This is a genomic window from Pseudomonas sp. LBUM1656 (assembly GCF_059716065.1).
In genome coordinates this window covers 1,824,768-1,845,673 of the sequence record NZ_CP166800.1, presented here as the reverse complement: position 1 = coordinate 1,845,673, position 20,906 = coordinate 1,824,768, and the positions used below count along the sequence as shown (strand labels likewise).

The window sequence follows — 20,906 nt, the reverse complement described above, 5'->3', positions numbered from 1 at the left end:
CGCGGTGAGTCTTGCATGCAAGGCTCACGACGGGCCATTCCGCCGTGGTTTCTTATTGTCTTAACGCTTCTTGCGGTTGGCGATGTGAATGGCGCCGCCATTCACTGCCAGAGCTGCTTCGTGCAAGGCTTCAGACAGGGTCGGATGGGAGAAAACCATCATGCCCAGGTCTTCCGCGCTGGTGCCGAATTCCATACCGATTGCGCCCTGCTGAACCAGTTCTGCAGCGCTCGGGCCAATCACGTGGACGCCCAATACGCGGTCAGTCTTGGCATCGGCAATGACTTTCACGAAACCGCCGGTGTCGTTGGCCGCCATGGCACGGCCACTGGCTGCGAACGGGAAGGTGCCAACGTTAACTTCAACGCCTTCAGCCTTCAAGACCTGCTCGGTTTTGCCGACCCACGCGATTTCCGGGTGAGTATAAATAACAGACGGGATCAGGTCATAGTTGATTTGGGCTTTGTGGCCCTTGATGCGCTCAACCACCATGATGCCTTCTTCGGACGCCTTGTGCGCCAGCATCATGCCGCGAACCACGTCACCGATCGCGTAAACGCCCGGTACGCTGGTGGCGCACTGGTCGTCAACGAATACGAAACCGCGCTCGTCGATGTTCACACCGCTGTCGGCAGCCAACAGTTCGGTGGTCACTGGACGGCGACCAACGGCAACGATCAGCTTGTCGAACGTGATGTTCTGTTCGCCATTGGCATCGGTGTAGTTCACGACAACTTCGTTGCCATTCACTTTGGAACCGGTGACGCGAGCGCCCAGCTTGATGTCCAGACCTTGTTTGGTCAGGGTTTTGAAAGCTTCTTTGGAAACGGCGTCGTCAGCGGCTGGCAGGAACTTCTCCAGTGCTTCCAGAACAACCACTTCCGAACCCAGACGCGACCAGACCGAACCCAGCTCCAGACCGATTACGCCAGCGCCGATAACGCCCAGACGCTTAGGTACGGTTTGGAATTCCAGTGCGCCGGTCGAATCGACGATCACGTTCTGGTCAACCGGAGCCGGTGGAATGTCGATCGGACGCGAACCCGAAGCCAGAATCACGTTCTCGGCTTCGATGATTTCAACGGTGCCGTCCGGCTTGGTCAGCTCAACTTTCTTGCCGGCCAGCAGTTTGCCGTGGCCTTGCAGGGAAGTGACGCCGTTCGCCTTGAACAAGGTGGCAACGCCAGAGGTCAGGCCTTTGACGATGTTGGCTTTACGGCCAACCATTGCCGCCACGTCCATGGTCACGCCAGCGTGATTGATACCGTGGATGGCGAAGCCTTCTTTGGCTTCCTTGTATTTCCAGGAGCTGTCCAGCAGCGCCTTGGATGGAATGCAGCCGACGTTCAGGCAAGTACCGCCGAGGGCCAGTTTGCCTTCCTTGTCGGTGTATTTCTCGATGCAGGCAGTGGAGAGGCCCAGTTGCGCTGCTTTAATGGCAGCCACGTAACCGCCAGGGCCCGCGCCAATCACTACCACGTCGAATTTCTGAGTCATGTGTCATTCCTTCTCGAATCAAACCGGACAATCCCTTTTGGGGAGTGTCGTGGGACGAAGCTGGTCATTACAGGAGGGCCGCCCATCACTGGACGGCCCGTGCAACGTAATCAGATATCCAGCAGCAAACGAGCCGGGTCTTCCAGCAGGTTCTTGATGGTAACCAGGAAGGTCACAGCTTCTTTGCCATCGATCAGACGGTGATCGTAGGACAGCGCCAGGTACATCATCGGACGGATAACGACCTGACCGTTGATCGCCATAGGACGCTGCAGAATATTGTGCATGCCCAGGATGGCCGCTTGCGGCGGGTTGACGATCGGAGTCGACATCATCGAACCGAAGGTACCACCGTTGGTGATGGTGAACGTACCGCCGGTCATTTCGTCCATCGACAGTTTGCCGTCGCGAGCCTTCTTGCCGAAGGTGGCGATGCCGCCTTCGATTTCAGCCAGGCTCATCAGTTCGGCGTTACGCAGAACCGGTACAACCAGGCCGCGGTCGCTGGAAACAGCGACACCAACGTCGGCGTAGCCGTGGTAGACGATGTCGGCACCGTCGATCGACGCGTTGACAGCCGGGAAGCGTTTCAGCGCTTCGGTGGCCGCTTTCACGAAGAACGACATGAAGCCCAGGCGTACGCCGTTGTGGGACTTCTCGAACAGGTCCTTGTACTTCGAACGCAGGGCCATGACTTCGGTCATGTCGACTTCGTTGAAGGTGGTCAGCATCGCCATGTTCGACTGAGCTTCTACCAGACGCTTGGCCACGGTAGCGCGAACGCGGGTCATCGGAACGCGCTTCTCGATGCGGTCGCCAGCGGCGAACACAGGAGCAGCGGCAGCCGGAGCAGCAGCCTTGGCAGGCGCGGCAGCCGGAGCGGCTTTCTTGGCAGCTACGGCTGCAACCACGTCTTCCTTGGTCACACGACCGCCTTTGCCAGTGCCGGCAACGGAAGCGATGTTGATGCCGTTTTCTTCAGCCAGCTTGCGAGCAGCCGGTGCAGCAACAGGATCGTCTTCGCCTTCAGCGGCTGGAGCGGCAGCTTGTGCAGCGGCCGGAGCAGCGGCAGCCGCTGGAGCGGCAGCAGCGCCGCCCGCTTCGATGGAGCCCAGGACTTCGTCGGACAGAACGGTGTCGCCTTCGTTCTTGACGATAGCGCCCAGCACGCCGTCGGCGGTAGCCAACACTTCCAGCACAACCTTGTCGGTTTCGATGTCGACGATCAGGTCGTCACGCTTTACAGCGTCGCCCGGTTGTTTGTGCCAGGTGGCAACGGTGCCATCGGCAACCGATTCCGGGAAAGTGGGGGCTTTGATTTCGATAGCCATTATCTGTGAGTCCTTAAATTCGGTTTCAGGTGCGCGAAGGCGTTAAACAGTAAAGGCGTCTTGCAGCAGTTTTTCCTGCTGCTCAGCGTGCATCGATGCATAACCACAAGCAGGTGCAGCAGAAGCATCACGGCCGGCGTACTCGAGGACGAGCGCCTTGTTGTGATTGCCAACGATGCGGCGCATGTGATGCTGGCTGCAGTACCAGGCACCCTGGTTCATCGGCTCTTCCTGACACCAAACGATATGTTTGAGGTTGGTGTACGGAGCCAGGACTTCGTTCAAGTCGTCCTCAGGGAATGGGTACAGCTGCTCGATACGCACGATGGCGATGTCATCACGACCTTCGGCACGGCGTTTTTCCAGCAGGTCGTAGTAGACCTTGCCGCTACACAGAACAACGCGCTCGACCTTTTTCGGGTCTTGGGCATCGATTTCCGGGATCACGGTCTGGAACGAACCTTCGGCCAGATCTTCCAGGGTCGAGATGGCCAGTTTGTGACGCAGCAACGACTTCGGAGTCAGAACGATCAATGGCTTGCGTAGCGGGCGAATCACCTGACGACGCAGCAAGTGGTAGATCTGAGCCGGGGTAGTCGGTACCGCCACCTGAATGTTGTGCTCGGCGCACAGCTGCAGGTAACGCTCCAGACGAGCCGACGAGTGCTCCGGCCCCTGACCTTCATAACCGTGCGGCAGCAACATGGTCAGACCGCAGAGACGGCCCCACTTGTGCTCGCCACTGGTGATGAACTGGTCGATAACCACCTGGGCACCGTTGGCGAAGTCGCCGAACTGGGCTTCCCAGATCACCAGCGCCTCAGGCGTGGTGGTCGAGTAACCGTATTCGAACGCCAGCACGGCTTCTTCGGACAGGAACGAATCGTACAGGTCGAAACGTGGCTGGCCCTTGTACAGGTTTTGCAGCGGAACGTAGGTCCCCGCGTCTTTCTGGTTGTGCAAGACAGCGTGACGGTGCGAGAACGTGCCGCGACCGATGTCCTGACCCGTCATGCGAATCGGGTGACCTTCGAACGCCAGAGTCGCGTAAGCCATGGTTTCGGCGTAACCCCAGTTGATCGGCAGGCCGCCGGCTTGCATCTTCTGACGGTCTTCGTAGATTTTCGAGACCTGGCGCTGAACCACGAAGCCTTCCGGAATTTCCAGCAGCTTGGCGGACAGTTCCTGCAAGGTTTTCAGGTCGAAACGCGTGTCGTGACGCGCAGTCCAGGCGTGGCCCAGATACGGACGCCAGTCCACGAACAACTCTTTGTTCGGCTCTTTGACCAGGCTTTTTACTACATGCAGGCCGTTGTCCAGCGCGTTGCGGTATTCGTCGACTTTCGCCTGAACACGCTCAACGTCCAGCACACCGCTCTGAGTCAGGCGATCGGCATACAGCTCACGGGTGGTGCGCTGTTTGGTGATCTGCTGATACATGATCGGCTGGGTGCCACTTGGCTCGTCGGCCTCGTTGTGGCCACGACGACGGTAGCAGACCAGGTCGATCACCACGTCACGCTTGAACTGCATGCGGTAGTCGATGGCGAGCTGGGTCACGAACAATACGGCTTCCGGATCATCACCATTCACATGGAGGATCGGCGCCTGGATCATTTTCGCAACGTCGGTCGCATACTCGGTGGAACGCGAGTCCAGCGGGTTGCTGATGGTGAAACCAACCTGGTTGTTGATCACGATGTGCACGGTGCCGCCGGTCTTGAAACCGCGGGTCTGCGACATCTGGAAGGTTTCCATCACCACGCCCTGACCGGCGAATGCCGCGTCACCGTGGATGGAGATCGGCAGAACCTTCTCGCCGGTAGGGTCGTTACGACGATCCTGACGGGCGCGAACCGAACCCTCGACCACTGGAGATACGATTTCCAAGTGGGACGGGTTGAAGGCCATCGCGAGGTGAACTTCACCGCCGGTGGTCATGACGTTGGACGAGAAGCCCTGGTGATATTTAACGTCACCGGAACCCAGCTCGACCTTCTTCTTGCCTTCGAACTCGTCGAACAGCTCGCGCGGATTCTTGCCGAAGGTGTTGACCAGCACGTTCAGACGGCCACGGTGGGCCATGCCGATAACGATTTCCTTGGTGCCGTAGGAACCGGAACGCTGGATCAACTCGTCGAGCATCGGAATCAGGCTCTCGCCGCCTTCCAGACCGAAACGCTTGGTGCCCGGGTATTTGGTGCCCAGGTATTTTTCCAGGCCTTCACCGGCGGTAACGCGCTCAAGCAAGTGACTCTTGATGTCGGCGGAGTACGTCGGACGACCACGCACGCTTTCCAGACGCTGCTGGAACCACTGGCGCTGCTCGGAATCGGTGATGTGCGTAAATTCAGCGCCGATGGTGCGGCAATATGTCTGCTGCAACGCTTCGTGAATTTCGCGTAGGCTCGCCTCCTCTTTGCCGATGAACAGGTCGCCGGCACGGAAGGTCGTATCAAGATCGGCATTGGTCAAGCCGTAATGATTGATCGACAGGTCTGCAGGTGCAGGACGCTGCCACAGCCCCAGCGGGTCAAGCTGGGCTGCCTGGTGGCCACGCATACGGTAGGCCTGGATCAATCGCAGCACTTCAACTTGCTTCTTCTCGTGCTCACTGCTCACGCTCCCGGCGGAAACCGGTTGGGCGCGGCGCTGGTTCTTTGCCAGCAAGACGAAATGATCGCGAATTGTGGAGTGCGAAACATCGGTGGCAGTGTTGCCGTCAGCCGGCAACTTCTGGAAGTAGGTGCGCCACTCTTCTGGCACAGCGTTAGGGTCGTGCAGGTAGAGCTCGTAGAGCTCTTCCACATAGGCAGCGTTACTACCGGATAGGTAGGCGCTGTTCCACATGCGCTGCATCACGCTTTCTTGCATGCTTGGTCACCCTCGGTTAGGGGAACACCACCGGCGTCGACACCGAGCAAACTTGCAGAAGTCCGAATGCAGCGACCAAAACAAGCCACTTAGGATCACGCTGATAGTCCGGGTACCAGCCCGGATGCCCCTGCTTGTCTCATTTCTTCAAAATAAGAGCCGCAGCCTTATAAGCTGCTGCTCAGGTTAAAACTACGGCGCCGGTTGAAGCCTGCGCCGTAGCATCTACGGGTACAGCGGTCCTGCCTTTACAGCTGAATCACACGCCGCTTTGCAGCAGCATGTTACGTACGTGACCGATGGCCTTAGTCGGGTTCAGGCCTTTCGGACAGACGTTGACGCAGTTCATGATCCCGCGGCAGCGGAATACGCTGAACGGGTCATCCAGCGAAGCCAGACGCTCGGCAGTCTTGGTGTCGCGGCTGTCTGCCAGGAAGCGGTACGCTTGCAGCAGAGCAGCCGGCCCCAGGAACTTGTCCGGGTTCCACCAGAAGGACGGGCAAGAGGTCGAGCAGCAAGCGCATAGGATGCACTCGTACAGACCGTCGAGCTTTTCACGCTCTTCCGGAGTCTGCAGACGCTCGATGGCCGGAGCCGGCGTGTCGTTCTGCAGGTATGGCTTAACCTTCTCGTATTGCTTGTAGAAGATGCTCATATCGACGACCAGGTCACGGATAACCGGCAAACCTGGCAGCGGACGAACGATCAGCTTGTTACCTTTTACGACAGCGGACAGCGGCGTGACGCACGCCAGACCGTTTTTGCCGTTGATGTTCATGCCGTCGGAACCGCAAACACCTTCACGGCAAGAGCGACGATAGGAGAAACCTTCGTCCTGCTCTTTGATCAGGGCCAGCACGTCCAGCACCATCAGGTCTTTACCACCGGTATCGACCGTAAATTCCTGCATGAACGGCGCAGCGTCCTGATCAGGGTTGTAGCGATAAACACTGACTTGCAACATGGCGGCCACCCTTAATAAGTCCGAATCTTAGGTTCAAAAGTCGGAACAGTCTTCGGCGAGAAGTTCACAGCACGCTTGGTTACGCGCTTGTCACCCGGGAAGTACAGGGTGTGGCACAGCCAGTTTTCGTCGTCGCGATCTTCGAAGTCTTCACGGGCGTGAGCGCCGCGGGACTCTTTGCGGATCTCGGCAGCGATGGCGGTGGCTTCGGCCACTTCCAGCAGGTTTTGCAGTTCCAGGGCTTCGATTCGAGCGGTGTTGAACGCCTGGCTCTTGTCGTTGATCTTGACATTGGCGATACGGCCGCGCAGATCAGCCAGCTGGGCAATACCCTTCTGCATGTATTCGCCGGTACGGAATACACCAAAGTAGTTCTGCATGCAGCTTTGCAGCTCTTTACGCAGGGTGGCGACGTCTTCGCCTTCGGTACGCGAGTTCAGGCCATCGAGACGAGCCAGGGCTGCGTCGATGTCGGACTGGCGAGGACGGGCGTAATCAACGCCTTCCTTCAGGGTCTGCTCCAGGAACAGGCCGGCCGCACGGCCGAATACCACCAGGTCAAGCAGCGAGTTGCCGCCCAGACGGTTGGCACCGTGAACCGATACGCAAGCCACTTCGCCCACTGCGAACAGACCAGGAATGATCTGGTCGACGCCGTCGGCGTCCTGGGTGATTGCCTGGCCATGAATGTTGGTGGCAACGCCGCCCATCATATAGTGGCAGGTTGGAACGACCGGAATCGGCGCCACGGCTGGATCGACGTGTGCGAAAGTCTTGGACAGTTCCATGATGCCTGGCAGACGGCTGTGCAGAACTTCTTCACCAAGGTGATCGAGTTTCAGCATTACGTGGTCGCCATCCGGACCGCAACCGTTGCCGGCGATGATTTCTTTAACCATCGAGCGAGCAACAACGTCACGACCCGCCAGGTCTTTGGCGTTCGGAGCATAACGCTCCATGAAACGCTCGCCGTGCTTGTTGATCAGGTAACCGCCCTCACCGCGGCAGCCTTCAGTCACCAGTACACCGGCGCCGGCGATGCCGGTCGGGTGGAACTGCCACATTTCGATGTCTTGTACCGGCACGCCAGCACGCAGAGCCATGCCGACGCCGTCACCGGTGTTGATCAGGGCATTGGTGGTGGACGAGTAGATACGACCTGCACCGCCGGTCGCCAGTACGGTGGCGTTAGCGCGGACGTAGGAAGTTTCGCCGGTTTCGATGCAGATGACGATCATGCCGACAAAGGCACCGTCTTCGTTCTTCACCAGGTCGACGCCGTAGTATTCGTTGAGGAATACAGTGCCAGCCTTCAGGTTGGCCTGGTAAAGGGTGTGCAGCAGAGCGTGACCGGTACGGTCGGCAGCGGCGCACGTACGTGCAGCCTGGCCACCTTTACCGAAGTCTTTCGACTGACCGCCGAACGGACGCTGGTAGATGCGGCCCTGTTCGGTACGGGAGAACGGCAAGCCCATGTGCTCAAGTTCGAAAACGGCTTCCGGACCTACGGAACACATGTATTCGATAGCGTCCTGGTCACCGATGTAGTCGGAACCCTTGACGGTATCGTACATGTGCCAGCGCCAGTCATCGTTCGGATCTGCCGAGGCGATGGCGCAGGTGATGCCACCCTGGGCGGATACAGTGTGCGAACGAGTCGGGAAAACCTTGGTAACTACGGCAGTCTTGTGACCACCTTGTGCCAGCTGCAGCGCAGCGCGCATGCCAGCACCGCCGCCGCCAATGATGATGGCGTCGAACGAAAGCGTATTAACGGTAGTAGACATGAATCAGATACCCCAGAGAATCTGCACACCCCAGACGAAGTAAGCGAACATCGCAACGCCGCATACCGCCTGGAAAAGGAAACGTATTGCAGTCGCGGACTTGCCGAACGCCATTGGCGTCAGGTAGTCGGTCGCGATGGTCCACATGCCGACCCAGGCGTGAGCGCCAAGGGCAACGAGGGCCAGGAGACTGAAAATACGCATCCAGTTGCTTGCGAACAGTTCATGCCATTGGGCGTAGCCGATGCCAGGGTTGGCGACGACGTATCCGATCAGGAAAATGAAGTAAGCCGCGAGAACGACCGCAGACACACGTTGTGCCATCCAGTCATAGAGGCCCGAACGCGACAGGTTCGTGACGTTAGTTACCATATCCAAACTCCTGCCAGAACGATTACCACCACGGAAACGGCGATAACGATTTTCGAGCCCAGTTTGCCGCCTTCAAGCGACTCGCCGATGCCCATGTCCATCATCAAGTGGCGCACACCGGCAACCAGGTGATACAGCAAGGCGGACAGGATGCCCCATGTCACTAGCTTGGCTAGCGGACTGGTCAGACACGCTTTCACCTGACCGAAGCCTTCTTCCGAGTCGAGCGACTTGTCCAATGCATAAAGCATGATGGCCAGGCTGACAAAGAGGATGATTCCGGAGATTCGGTGAAGAATGGACGTGTAAGCAGTGACTGGGAGTTTGATGGTCCTTAGGTCTAGGTTTACAGGTCGTTGGCTATTCACGGCTTTTTTTCACACTGAAGAGCCCCTAACAATCAGGGCAAAGTTGTTGGGGAGTGCACTGGTCAGGTACCCACCACCCAGGGAGTGCGACCCCCAATAAAGCAGGCCCAAAAGCCCCTGGCGGTCGGAGGCCGAGTATAGACAGTTAGGCTACTAATGACAACGCGTTCACCTTCCCCTAATAGCTCATTGCACAAGTTGGATAAAAGGCGTAAATGGCAGTCAATTTCGAGGAAAAAGTCCGGTTAAAGCCTTCTGGAGCAAGACTTTAGGCAAATTGACATTCGAATTTATCTCACTATAGTGGTGCGGGCCCTGCGTGGGGGGTCTGTCTGATGATTTCAAGCATAAATAGGAGGCCACATGGCTGACAAAAAAGCGCAGTTGATCATCGAGGGCGCAGCCCCCGTCGAGCTGCCCATTTTAACCGGCACCGTTGGTCCCGATGTAATCGATGTTCGGGGCCTGACGGCCACGGGCCGTTTCACCTTTGACCCTGGTTTCATGTCGACAGCTTCCTGCGAGTCGAAGATCACCTATATCGACGGCGACAACGGCATTCTGCTGCACCGCGGTTACCCGATCGAACAGCTGGCTGAAAAGTCGGACTACCTGGAAACCTGCTATCTGCTGCTCAACGGCGAACTGCCGACCGCAGAACAGAAGGCCCAGTTCGTCAGCACCGTGAAGAACCACACCATGGTTCACGAGCAGTTGAAGACCTTCTTCAACGGCTTCCGTCGCGACGCCCACCCAATGGCCGTCATGTGCGGTGTAGTCGGCGCCCTCTCGGCCTTCTACCACGACTCCCTCGACATCAATAACCCGCAGCATCGTGAAATTTCCGCGATCCGCCTGGTTGCCAAGATGCCGACCCTGGCAGCGATGGTTTACAAGTACTCCATGGGCCAACCCATGATGTACCCGCGCAACGACCTGACGTACGCGGAAAACTTCCTGCACATGATGTTCAACACCCCGTGCGAGATCAAACCGATCAGCCCGGTACTCGCCAAGGCCATGGACCGGATCTTCATCCTCCATGCCGACCACGAGCAGAACGCATCGACGTCCACCGTACGCCTGGCCGGCTCTTCGGGTGCCAACCCGTTCGCCTGTATCGCCGCCGGCATCGCTGCACTGTGGGGCCCTGCCCACGGCGGCGCGAACGAAGCTGTTCTGACCATGCTCGATGAAATTGGCGATGTGTCGAACATCGACAAGTACATCGCCAAGGCCAAGGACAAGAACGATCCATTCAAACTGATGGGCTTCGGTCACCGGGTTTACAAAAACCGCGACCCGCGCGCCACCGTGATGAAGCAGACCTGCGACGAAGTGTTGAAGGAACTGGGGATCAAGCACGACAAGCAACTCGAACTGGCCATGCGCCTGGAAGAGATCGCGCTGACCGACCCGTACTTCATCGAGCGCTCGCTGTACCCGAACGTCGACTTCTACTCGGGGATCATCCTCAAGGCGATCGGCATTCCAACCAGCATGTTCACCGTGATCTTCGCCCTGGCGCGGACTGTCGGCTGGATCTCCCACTGGAAAGAAATGCTCTCCAGCCCGTACAAGATTGGCCGTCCGCGCCAGTTGTACACCGGCTACGAGTCGCGTGACATTACCAAGCTGGAAGACCGCAAATAAGACCTGTCTTGCGATAACGTCTTAAGTTGTACCGGGAACGGCCTCTATTTATATAGAGGCCGTTTTTGTTTGTGTGGCCTTAGAAGTCTCAGCGGCCTGAGGGCCGACTGGGTTTTTGGGATTTGGGATTTGTGTACATATCCGTTTCTGCGGTAACGGCGACTTATGGTTTCGCTCTTACAGCGACTCACTTTTCCAAACGCCGGAATGCCGGCCCAGCGAAAAGTAAGCAAAAGGCTTCGCCCCGGCGTACGGCGCCTCGCTGAGGCTCCGCGTTCCCTCGCTACGGCGTCCATCAGGGGGCATCGCCTACGGTCTGCTTCGCGACGACCTCCTCTCGATGTGTGCGGCTTCGCCGCACGGCGCTACGCGCCCACCCCCTGATGAACACCTACGCTCGGCCTGCCGAAGGGGCGAGAGATCAAGATCAAGATCAAGATCAAGATCAAGATCAACGTCAAAAGCCAAAGCAAAGCAAAGCAAAGCAAAGCAAAGCAAAGCAAAGCAACCTGACAACTGTGGGAGCGAGCTTGCTCGCGATGGCGGAGTGTCAGACGACTTCAATGCTGGATGTCAGACCGCAATCGCGAGCAAGCTCGCTCCCACAGTTGAATTGGGTGCATCAGCAAGATATTGGTCGGCTGTCAGGCCGCCTTCGCGAGCAAGCCCGCTCCCACATAAAGCAGCGTGGCGCACGGCTTTTGCTCTTCACCACTCATCAGGCCGAGCGTTAGCTCGCCTTCAGCTTTTGATCTTGATCCACCCGCCCCTTTCGGGAGGCTGAGTGGAGGTGTTCATCCGGGGAGTGGCGCGCAGCGCCGTTCGACGCAGTCGAACACGCTGCATGTAGGTGCAGCGAAGCCAACCGGAGGGCAGTGTCCCCGGATGGATACCGGAGCGAAGGTACGCCGAGCCTTAGCGAGGGGCCGGACGCTTGGGGCGAGCGTTTTTTTGCTTACTTTTTTTAGGCGCTTGTAAAAAAAGTGAGTCGCCGTAAGGGCGAAACCCTAAGTGGCCGTTACCGCAGGAATGGATATACACACAACCACCAAGAACATGGTCGGCTATCAGGCCGCCATCACGCAGGCCAGCTCCCAAAGAGTCAACGCCGAGCCCAATAAAAAATGCCCCGATCTCTCGACCGGGGCATTTTTCGTTCAACGCAACTTACACAGACAACCTCGAAGCCTTAGTGAGAAACCGCCCCACTCGCCCCCAACCCGGTCTGCGAACGAACAAACTGCGGGAAGAACAGCGCACGCTCATTAACGCCAGCCGCGGACTTGTCAGTGATCGAGAAGAACCAGATCCCGATGAACGCAATGGCCATGGAAAACAGCGCCGGGTACTCATACGGGAAGATAGCCTTCTCGTGATGCAGGATCTGCACCCAGATGGTCGGCCCAAGCACCATCAAGCCAACCGCACTCACCAGACCCAACCAGCCACCGATCATCGCACCGCGAGTGGTCAGCTTCTTCCAGTACATGGAGAGCAGCAGCACCGGGAAGTTACAGCTCGCCGCGATGGAGAACGCCAGGCCCACCATGAACGCAATGTTCTGGCTTTCGAACAGAATGCCCAGGCCGATCGCCAGCACCGCCAAAGCGATGGTGGTGATTTTCGAGACACGGATCTCGTCCTTCTCGTTGGCCTTGCCTTTCTTGATCACGCTGGCATACAGGTCGTGAGACACCGCCGAAGCACCGGCCAGAGTCAAACCGGCAACCACTGCCAGAATGGTCGCGAACGCTACCGCCGAGATGAAGCCCAGGAAAATACTGCCACCCACCGCGTTGGCCAGGTGCACCGCCGCCATGTTGTTACCGCCCAACAGCGCGCCAGCCGCATCTTTAAAGGCCGGATTGGTGCTGACCAGCAGGATCGCGCCGAAGCCGATGATGAAGGTCAGGATGTAGAAGTAGCCAATGAAGCCGGTTGCATACAGCACGCTCTTGCGGGCTTCCTTCGCGTCACTCACGGTGAAGAAGCGCATCAGGATGTGCGGCAGGCCAGCGGTACCAAACATCAGTGCCAGGCCGAGGGAGAACGCGGACACCGGATCTTTCACCAGGCCGCCCGGGCTCATGATCGCTTCGCCTTTGGCGTGAACCTTGATCGCCTCGGAGAACAGCGTGTTGAAGTCAAAGTTGACGTGCTTCATCACCATCAGCGCCATGAACGAGGCACCGGACAGCAACAGCACGGCCTTGATGATCTGCACCCAAGTGGTCGCCAACATGCCGCCGAACAGCACGTACATGCACATCAGGACGCCGACCAGGATCACCGCTACGTGGTAATCCAGACCGAACAGCAACTGGATCAGCTTGCCGGCCCCGACCATTTGCGCGATCAGGTAGAACGCTACCACCACCAGCGAACCGCAAGCGGACAGCGAGCGAATCTGGGTTTGCCCAAGGCGGTAGGACGCCACGTCGGCAAAGGTGTACTTACCCAGGTTACGCAGGCGCTCGGCGATCAGGAACAGAATGATCGGCCAGCCCACCAGGAAGCCGATCGAGTAGATCAGGCCATCGTAGCCGGAAGTGAACACCAGGGCGGAAATACCCAGGAAGGACGCCGCGGACATGTAGTCACCGGCAATCGCCAGACCATTCTGGAAACCGGTGATCTTGCCACCGGCCGCATAGTAGTCGGCTGCCGAGTTGTTTTTCTTGGAGGCCCAGTAGGTGATATACAAAGTCGCGCCGACGAACGCCACGAACATCAGGATCGCGGCGACGTTCAGCGGTTGTTTCTGCACGGCACCGGTCAGGGCTTCAGCCGCCCAGGCACCCGGTGCGAAGGCTGCAACACTCAATAAAGCCAATAGACGCCGGATCATTGCTGAGCCTCCTTGAGAATCAGATTGTTCAGGTCGTCGAATTCGCCATTGGCGCGTCGCACGTAGATCGCAGTCAGGACAAAGGCCGAAAGAATCAGCCCGACACCAATCGGTATCCCCCAGGTAATCGAAGATTCGGGGTTGATTTTCGCGCCCAGAATATGCGGCCCGTAAGCAATCAAAAGGATGAATCCGGAGTAAAGCCCAAGCATGATCGCTGAAAGAATCCAGGCGAACTTTTCTCGCTTGCTAACCAGCTCCTTGAAGCGCGGGCTGTTTTGAATCGAGAGGTAAATGCTGTCGTTCATTGTTTTTATCCTCGCAGCACAGATTAAAGTTGGAACGTTATCCACTCTATGCGGCTGCGGAACTGGTTCCAGACGACCTTAGTATTAGAACGACATGACAGAATCGCCATTTTTCAGCATCCACTCCCACAGGGAAAAGCAAAAGGCCCCTTGGCAAATATGCCAAGGGGCCTTGAGAGGTACTGAATAGAGCCTTCAGCTCAAATCACTTGGTCCAGTCCGCGACGCGTTCAGGGTGTTTGGCCACCCAATCCTTCGCAGCGGCTTCAGGTTTGGCGCCATCCTGGATCGCCAACATGACTTCGCCGATTTCGTCTTTCGAGGCCCACTGGAAGTTCTTCAGGAACTTGGCCACTTCCGGTGCCTTGGTTGCAAGTTCTTTGCTACCGATGCTGTTTACGGTTTCAGCCGCGCCATAAACGCCTTTCGGATCGTCCAGGAAGCGCAGTTTCCACTTGGCGAACATCCAGTGCGGCACCCAACCGGTGACAGCGATGGATTCGTTTTTCTTCTCGGCACGGGTCAGCTCGGCAATCATGCCGGCGCCGGAACTGGCCTTGAGTTGATACCCGGTCAGGTCGTAATCCTTGATCGCCTGCTCGGTTTTAAGCATCACACCCGAACCAGCGTCGATACCGACGATGCGTTTCTTGAAGGTGTCGTCAGTTTTCAGGTCATCAATGGTTTTGGCCTTGACGTATTCCGGCACGATCAAGCCGATTTTTGCATCCTTGAAGTTCGGGCCGTAATCGACGACTTGATCCTTGTTCTTGGTCCAGTAGTCGCCGTGAGTCACCGGCAGCCAGGCAGACAACATGGCGTCGAGTTTGCCGGTGGCCACGCCCTGCCACATGATCCCGGTGGCGACGGCTTGCAGTTTCACGTCATAACCCAGCTTTTGCTTGATCACTTCGGCGGCCACATGCGTGGTCGCGACGCTGTCGGACCAACCGTCAACGTAACCGATGCTCAGGGTTTTGCTCTCGGCATTGGCCATCGTGGAGCCAATCGCAAGCACCAGAGCGGCACCGGCGCCTAAAAGTCGTCGCATCTTCATCGTTACTTCCCCGAAAGTGCTGCGCTCGACGGATGCCGAGTCGCGTCAACGTATTGTTATGGTGCACAGCGCGCCCATCACGCCCACCGCAAACTCGTTCGAACATCAGCGTGATTTTCCATGGGAGCACTGATGCATCGATCATCAACCTGACGACAACCGCGACCTGCTCTGTCAGCGACCTCAAGGCATCGAGAAACGACATCAGATCGCCATTAATCTAGTGCACAGAAAGCCCCCAGGCCAATCCGCTCGAACTTTGCATGTCAAAATCATGCAAGGGCCCAAGCGCGGGGCAAATGCAGGTAACATGCGCGGCTTTGCTCCCAGACGGCCTGACCATGCCCGCGACATCCCGCTTTCCTTTTCTGGCTTATCTCTTCGCTTGCCTGCTCGGGCTGTTTGCCCTCGGCGGCTTCTGGTACGGCCTCGGCAAACCGGTGATTCTGCCGGACGTGGCCAGCGCGACGCACAAGCTGCAATGCGCCTCCTACACCCCGTTCGACAAGGACCAGTCACCGTACGACGTGCCGTTCAAGTTGCGCCCCGAGCGCATGGACGCCGACCTCGCGCTGCTGGCCAAAAGCTTCGAGTGCATCCGCACTTATTCCATGACCGGCCTCGAGGCGGTGCCCGATCTGGCCCGCAAGCATGGTCTGAAACTGATGATCGGCGCCTGGGTCAATAGCAACCCGGTGGACACCGAGAAAGAAGTCGACCTGCTGATTGCCTCGGCCAACGCCAACGCGGACGTGGTGACCTCGGTGATCGTCGGCAACGAAACCCTGTTGCGCAAGGAAATCACGGGGGCGCAGCTGGCGAGGCTGATCAATAAAGTCAAAAGCCAGGTCAAGCAGCCGGTCACTTACGCCGACGTCTGGGAGTTTTGGCTCAAGCACCCGGAAATCGCCCCAGCGGTGGATTTCCTGACCATCCATTTGCTGCCGTACTGGGAAGATGATCCCTCGAACATTGACGCAGCGCTGCAGCATGTGGCTGAAGTGCGTCAGGTGTTCGGCAACAAATTCGCGCCCAAGGACGTGGTGATTGGCGAAACCGGCTGGCCGAGCGAAGGCCGCCAACGCGAAACCGCCCTGCCGAGCCGGGTCAATGAAGCCAAGTTCATCCGCGGTTTTGTCATCATGGCCGAACAGCAAGGCTGGCATTACAACCTGATCGAGGCGTTCGACCAGCCGTGGAAACGCGCCAGCGAAGGGGCCGTCGGTGGTTACTGGGGGCTGTTCGATGCTGATCGTCAGGACAAGGGCGTGTTGGCCGGCCCTGTGTCGAACGTGCCGTACTGGTCGCAGTGGCTGGCCGTTGGCGGCTTGATCTTCCTTGGCACGCTGATGCTCGGCGGGCGTGTACGCACCACGCGCGCTGCCTTGGTATTGCCGCTGCTCGGCGCACTGGCCGCGTGCTCGATTGGCGCCTGGGGCGATTTGGCGCGTGTCACGACGCGTTTTGCCAGTGAATGGTTGTGGGTGGCGTTGCTGACGGGTTTGAACCTACTGGTGCTGGCCCATGCAGCACTGACCCTGAGTGCTCGTACCGGCTGGCGTGAGCGTGCGTTCAATGCCCTGGAGCGTCGAGCGGGCTGGCTGGTTGCTGCAGCAGGTTTTGCGGCGGCGGTGATGATGCTGGAACTGGTGCTCGACCCGCGCTACCGCAGTTTCCCGAGTGTCGCGTTCATCCTCCCGGCGCTGGTTTACCTGTGCCGCCCGGTGAGCGCGCCGCGCCGTGAAATCGCCCTGCTGACCTTCATCATCGGCGCCGGCATTGCGCCGCAGCTGTTCGTTGAAGGGTTGCAGAACCAGCAGGCCTGGGGTTGGGCGCTGGTGAGTGTGTTGATGGTGGCGGCGTTGTGGCGCTGTTTGCGGGTTCGCAAGGGCTGATCTTCTGCGCGGCTACCGGCCTCATCGCGGGCAAGCCACGCTCCCACAGGGTTCTTCAGCGAATACAGATTTTGTGTACGACAAAGATCCTGTGGGAGCGTGGCTTGCCCGCGAAGACTGACTCTCAGGCGCTACGAGACGCCCGAACCAGACGCAACCCTGCAATCACCACCGCAAAAACAGCCAAAGTAGTGTTGTACAACGCCAGCGCCGGAATTCCGAATACCAGCGCCAGCACCGCCAGCCACCACCCCGCCCGGCCCGGCACCACAAACCCGAGGATCGCGGCGGCCAATGCGGCGTAGCCCAACACCTTGAAGTGAATCATCAAGCCCAGGCTCGAACGAACCTGGCATTCCCAACGGCTCGCCTCGTCCACGCAGAGGCCAACCCACTGCGCATCCTCCATAAAGCCATAACGCGCGCCATAACTGGCGGCCAGCCATAAAGGCAGCAAAACGAGCAGCAGAATCACAGGCAGACGGCGGGACATGAAGCACTCCAATAAGCGAAAACGGCGGCCAGCTTAATCCCCCGACAGCACTAAGCAAACGCGCGCAACAGATAATTGGTCACGAAATAGCTGCAAAGTGTATCGTCCAGCTACTATTGATCCGAAATACGCCCTGATTGGTGCCGCAGCATGGCACTTTGGCGCAAACCCCGTGGTCATAGCCTGCGAACTTCATTCGGCACCTTCCTCTAAGGGATCTAGTCATGCTCCGTTCCTTGCGCTTCGCCGCCCTGTTTGGCGGCCTTATTTTGAGTGCGTCCGCACTGGCGGTCGACATCGACGCCGCCAGTTATGGCTACCCCTTGACCAACCCGTTCGAGGCAACCATCGCCACGACTCCGCCAGACCTGCGTCCGGAGCTGCCGCTGGACGAGGACATCGACCAACAGACACGCAGCGTGACCCTGCGCCCGGAGCGTGAATTCGAACTGCCAGACAACTTCTGGCCGGTCAAAAAGCTGACCTACCGCATCGCCACGCAAGACAAGGCAGCGCCGCTGATCTTCCTGATCGCCGGCACCGGCGCGCGTTATGACAGCAGCCTCAACGAATACCTGAAAAAGCTCTACTACAAGGCTGGTTATCACGTGGTGCAACTGTCGTCGCCCACCAGCTTCGACTTCATGAGCGCGGCTTCACGCTTTGCCACACCGGGTATCACCAAGGAAGATGCCGAAGACATGTACCGGGTGATGCAGGCCGTGCGGGCGCAAAACCCGAACGTCCCCGTCACCGATTACTACCTGACCGGTTACAGCCTGGGCGCGCTGGACGCTGCCTTCGTCGCGCACCTGGACGAAACCCGTCGCAGCTTCAACTTCAAGAAAGTCTTGCTGCTCAACCCGCCGGTCAACCTTTACACCTCGATCACCAACCTGGACAAACTGGTCCAGACCGAGGTCAAGGGCATCAACAACAGCACCACGTTCTATGAACTGGTGCTGAACAAACTGACCCGCTACTTCCAGCAAAAAGGCTACATCGACCTCAACGATGCCTTGCTCTACGACTTCCAGCAGTCCAAGCAGCACCTGACCAACGAACAGATGGCCATGCTGATCGGCACTTCGTTCCGCTTCTCGGCGGCCGATATTGCCTTCACCTCGGACCTGATTAACCGTCGCGGCCTGATCACCCCGCCGAAGTACCCGATCACCGAAGGCACCAGCCTCACGCCGTTCCTCAAGCGGGCGCTGCAATGCGACTTCGACTGCTACATCACCGAACAAGTGATCCCGATGTGGCGCGCCCGCACCGACGGCGGCAGCCTGCTGCAACTGATCGATCAGGTCAGCCTGTATGCACTCAAGGATTACCTGCACGACAGCCCGAAAATCGCCGTCATGCACAACGCCGACGACGTGATCCTCGGCCCTGGCGACCTCGGCTTCCTGCGCAAGACCTTCGGCGATCGTTTGACCGTTTATCCACTGGGCGGCCATTGCGGCAACCTAAATTACCGCGTCAACAGCGACGCTATGCTGGAGTTCTTCCGTGGCTAAATACCTCCTGCTTATCGCTGCGTTACTCTGTGCAGGCGTCGCCAATGCAGACAACAGCAAAGCCAACGCCCCTGTCGTGGTCGACAGTGACGGTTTCAAGGAACCGCTGAGCAAACTCAAGTTCAACCCGGGGCTGGATCAGCGCGAGTTCGAACGCTCCACGCTCAACGCGCTGAACGTCTACGACCCGCTGGAAGAGTGGAACCGGCGGGTTTATCACTTCAACTACCGCTTCGACCAATGGGTGTTCCTGCCGGTGGTCGACGGTTATCGTTACATCACCCCGAGTTTCCTGCGCACCGGCGTGAGCAACTTCTTCAATAACATCGGCGATGTGCCGAACCTGATGAACAGCCTGCTGCAGTTCAAAGGCAAGCGTTCGATGGAAACCACCGCGCGCCTGCTGCTCAACACCACCATCGGCATCGCCGGCCTGTGGGACCCGGCCACCGCCATGGGCCTGCCGCGTCAGGCCGAAGACTTCGGCCAGACCCTGGGCTTCTACGGTGTACCGGGCGGCGCTTACTTCGTGTTGCCGATCCTTGGCCCTTCGAACATCCGCGACACCGGCGGCCTGGTGGTGGACTTTAGCGCCGAATCGGCGATCAACTTCCTGAACGTCTCGGAAGTCAGCTCCAACCATCCTGAAGTCTGGGCCCTGCGCGGTGTCGACAAGCGCTACCAGAACAGCTTCCGCTATGGCCAGCTGAACTCGCCGTTCGAGTACGAGAAAGTGCGTTACGTGTACACCGAGTCACGCAAGTTGCAGATCGCCGAGTAATTCCAGCGGCAACAAAAAAGGCCATTCGATGCAGATCGAATGGCCTTTTTAATGCGCGAAACCCCAAACACCACAAAACCCAATGTGGGAGCGGGCTTGCTCGCGAAGGCGTCATGTCAGTCAACTTCTCCGTCAACTGATCGACCGCATTCGCGAGCAAGCCCGCTACCACAGTTGGACCGTGCCAGGCTTTAGCTTTTCAGCGCTTTCCAGAGTTTGCTGACGACCATCACACCGGCCAACACCACCGCACCCGCGACTATCCCCGCCACCGCATTCAGCAACGTCGGCACGATAAACCCGGCACCGCCCGCCCCCGCGCTGACGCTTTCAATCCAGTGATGAACCACCGGCACGCCATGGGTCAGGATTCCGCCGCCCACGAGGAACATAGCCGCCGTACCAATCACCGACAGGCTTTTCATCATGTACGGCGCTGCGCGCAGAATCCCGCCGCCGATGCTTTTGGCCATCTGCCCGGGCTTCTGGGTCAGCCACAGGCCGAGGTCATCGAGCTTGACGATGCCTGCCACCAGGCCATAAACACCAATGGTCATGACGATGGCGATGCCCGACAGCACGATGACCTGTTGGGTCAACGACGCATCCGCCACGGTGCCGAGGGTGATGGCGATGATTTCTGCCGACAGGATGAAGTCAGTACGGATGGCGCCCTTGATCTTGTCCTGCTCGAATGCCACCAGGTCGACCGCCGGATCAGCCACTGCTTCGACCAGTTCCGCATGCTCGGCCTGGTCTTCAGCCTTGCTGTGCAGGAATTTGTGGGCGAGTTTCTCGAAACCCTCGAAGCACAGGTACGCGCCGCCGATCATCAACAATGGCGTGACCAGCCAGGGAATGAATGCACTGATGGCCAGGGCTGACGGCACCAGGATCAGCTTGTTGAGAAACGAGCCCTTGGCCACCGCCCATACGACCGGGATTTCCCGCTCGGCACGTACACCGGAAACCTGTTGGGCATTCAGCGCCAGATCATCGCCGAGTACGCCGGCGGTCTTCTTGGCCGCCATCTTGGTCATCAACGCCACATCGTCGAGTACCGCGGCAATGTCATCGATCAGCAACAGCAAACTGCTTCCTGCCATGAATCAAGTGTCCTTCTGGAATGAATGCTGCGCAGCATAGCGCGACCGA

General features: G+C 58.3%; 17 protein-coding genes. 5 read left to right on the top strand and 12 right to left on the bottom strand.

What is annotated here, in order from left to right:
• Positions 1 to 60 precede the first annotated feature (60 nt).
• The 7 genes from lpdA to sdhC all read right to left on the bottom strand — a co-directional run bounded on the left by lpdA (position 61) and on the right by sdhC (position 9,193).
• Positions 61 to 1,497: a dihydrolipoyl dehydrogenase gene (lpdA, locus tag ACA072_RS08195; RefSeq protein WP_497623917.1), complete on the bottom strand. Its 1,437-nt coding sequence runs from the start codon at positions 1,495 to 1,497 to the stop codon at positions 61 to 63.
• A gap of 110 nt (positions 1,498 to 1,607) precedes the next feature.
• Positions 1,608 to 2,828, bottom strand: a complete 1,221-nt coding sequence (odhB, locus tag ACA072_RS08190) for a 2-oxoglutarate dehydrogenase complex dihydrolipoyllysine-residue succinyltransferase (protein WP_033056077.1) — start codon at positions 2,826 to 2,828, stop codon at positions 1,608 to 1,610.
• A 42-nt stretch (positions 2,829 to 2,870) separates the two neighbouring features.
• Entirely contained in the window at positions 2,871 to 5,702 is a 2,832-nt protein-coding gene (locus tag ACA072_RS08185; RefSeq protein ID WP_497623916.1) for a 2-oxoglutarate dehydrogenase E1 component, read from the bottom strand.
• A gap of 259 nt (positions 5,703 to 5,961) precedes the next feature.
• On the bottom strand, positions 5,962 to 6,666 hold the full coding sequence (locus tag ACA072_RS08180; RefSeq protein ID WP_056743991.1) for a succinate dehydrogenase iron-sulfur subunit: 705 nt from the start codon (positions 6,664 to 6,666) through the stop codon (positions 5,962 to 5,964).
• An 11-nt stretch (positions 6,667 to 6,677) separates the two neighbouring features.
• Positions 6,678 to 8,453 carry a succinate dehydrogenase flavoprotein subunit gene (gene sdhA / locus ACA072_RS08175; protein ID WP_497623915.1) on the bottom strand — a complete coding sequence of 592 codons (1,776 nt, stop codon included), beginning with the start codon at positions 8,451 to 8,453 and terminating at the stop codon, positions 6,678 to 6,680.
• 3 nt (positions 8,454 to 8,456) lie between these two features.
• Positions 8,457 to 8,825, bottom strand: coding sequence for a succinate dehydrogenase, hydrophobic membrane anchor protein (sdhD, locus tag ACA072_RS08170; RefSeq protein ID WP_007945134.1), 369 nt, complete (start codon positions 8,823 to 8,825; stop codon positions 8,457 to 8,459).
• On the bottom strand, positions 8,819 to 9,193 hold the full coding sequence (gene sdhC / locus ACA072_RS08165; RefSeq protein WP_033053500.1) for a succinate dehydrogenase, cytochrome b556 subunit: 375 nt from the start codon (positions 9,191 to 9,193) through the stop codon (positions 8,819 to 8,821). The genes sdhD and sdhC overlap by 7 nt, the downstream gene beginning before the upstream one ends.
• Positions 9,194 to 9,556: 363 nt before the next feature.
• On the opposite strand from sdhC, the gene gltA reads away from it, so the two are divergent.
• Both gltA and ACA072_RS08155 read left to right on the top strand, forming a co-directional pair.
• Complete coding sequence (gene gltA, locus ACA072_RS08160; RefSeq protein ID WP_010456856.1) at positions 9,557 to 10,846, top strand: citrate synthase; 1,290 nt, start codon at positions 9,557 to 9,559, stop codon at positions 10,844 to 10,846.
• A 383-nt stretch (positions 10,847 to 11,229) separates the two neighbouring features.
• Entirely contained in the window at positions 11,230 to 11,580 is a 351-nt protein-coding gene (locus tag ACA072_RS08155; protein ID WP_497623914.1) for a hypothetical protein, read from the top strand.
• 455 nt (positions 11,581 to 12,035) lie between these two features.
• Here ACA072_RS08155 and ACA072_RS08150 read toward each other — a convergent pair whose 3' ends face one another.
• The 3 genes from ACA072_RS08150 to ACA072_RS08140 all read right to left on the bottom strand — a co-directional run bounded on the left by ACA072_RS08150 (position 12,036) and on the right by ACA072_RS08140 (position 15,059).
• Positions 12,036 to 13,694 carry a cation acetate symporter gene (locus ACA072_RS08150; RefSeq protein ID WP_497623913.1) on the bottom strand — a complete coding sequence of 553 codons (1,659 nt, stop codon included), beginning with the start codon at positions 13,692 to 13,694 and terminating at the stop codon, positions 12,036 to 12,038.
• A complete protein-coding gene (locus tag ACA072_RS08145) occupies positions 13,691 to 14,002 on the bottom strand; it encodes a DUF485 domain-containing protein (RefSeq protein WP_497623912.1) in 312 nt (103 codons plus the stop codon). Before ACA072_RS08145 ends, ACA072_RS08150 begins: the two co-directional genes overlap by 4 nt.
• Before the next feature lie 205 nt (positions 14,003 to 14,207).
• The gene (locus ACA072_RS08140) at positions 14,208 to 15,059 is read right to left on the bottom strand and encodes a glycine betaine ABC transporter substrate-binding protein (RefSeq protein ID WP_497623911.1); all 852 of its coding nucleotides are present in this window, start codon (positions 15,057 to 15,059) and stop codon (positions 14,208 to 14,210) included.
• Between the two features lie 299 nt (positions 15,060 to 15,358).
• Here ACA072_RS08140 and ACA072_RS08135 point away from each other — a divergent pair, with 299 nt between their 5' ends.
• Positions 15,359 to 16,954 (top strand): glycoside hydrolase family 17 protein, encoded by a 1,596-nt coding sequence (locus ACA072_RS08135; protein WP_497623910.1) that lies wholly within the window; start codon positions 15,359 to 15,361, stop codon positions 16,952 to 16,954.
• A gap of 124 nt (positions 16,955 to 17,078) precedes the next feature.
• Here the strand turns inward: ACA072_RS08135 and ACA072_RS08130 are convergent, their stop codons facing one another.
• Positions 17,079 to 17,447 carry a hypothetical protein gene (locus ACA072_RS08130; protein ID WP_497623909.1) on the bottom strand — a complete coding sequence of 123 codons (369 nt, stop codon included), beginning with the start codon at positions 17,445 to 17,447 and terminating at the stop codon, positions 17,079 to 17,081.
• A gap of 224 nt (positions 17,448 to 17,671) precedes the next feature.
• Between ACA072_RS08130 and ACA072_RS08125 the strand changes: the two genes are divergently transcribed.
• Together ACA072_RS08125 and ACA072_RS08120 are read left to right on the top strand one after the other, a co-directional pair.
• Positions 17,672 to 18,970: a serine/threonine protein kinase gene (locus ACA072_RS08125; RefSeq protein ID WP_497623908.1), complete on the top strand. Its 1,299-nt coding sequence runs from the start codon at positions 17,672 to 17,674 to the stop codon at positions 18,968 to 18,970.
• On the top strand, positions 18,963 to 19,751 hold the full coding sequence (locus tag ACA072_RS08120; RefSeq protein WP_497623907.1) for an MlaA family lipoprotein: 789 nt from the start codon (positions 18,963 to 18,965) through the stop codon (positions 19,749 to 19,751). The genes ACA072_RS08125 and ACA072_RS08120 overlap by 8 nt, the downstream gene beginning before the upstream one ends.
• A gap of 191 nt (positions 19,752 to 19,942) precedes the next feature.
• Here ACA072_RS08120 and ACA072_RS08115 read toward each other — a convergent pair whose 3' ends face one another.
• Positions 19,943 to 20,857: a DUF808 domain-containing protein gene (locus ACA072_RS08115; RefSeq protein WP_497623906.1), complete on the bottom strand. Its 915-nt coding sequence runs from the start codon at positions 20,855 to 20,857 to the stop codon at positions 19,943 to 19,945.
• Positions 20,858 to 20,906 lie beyond the last annotated feature (49 nt).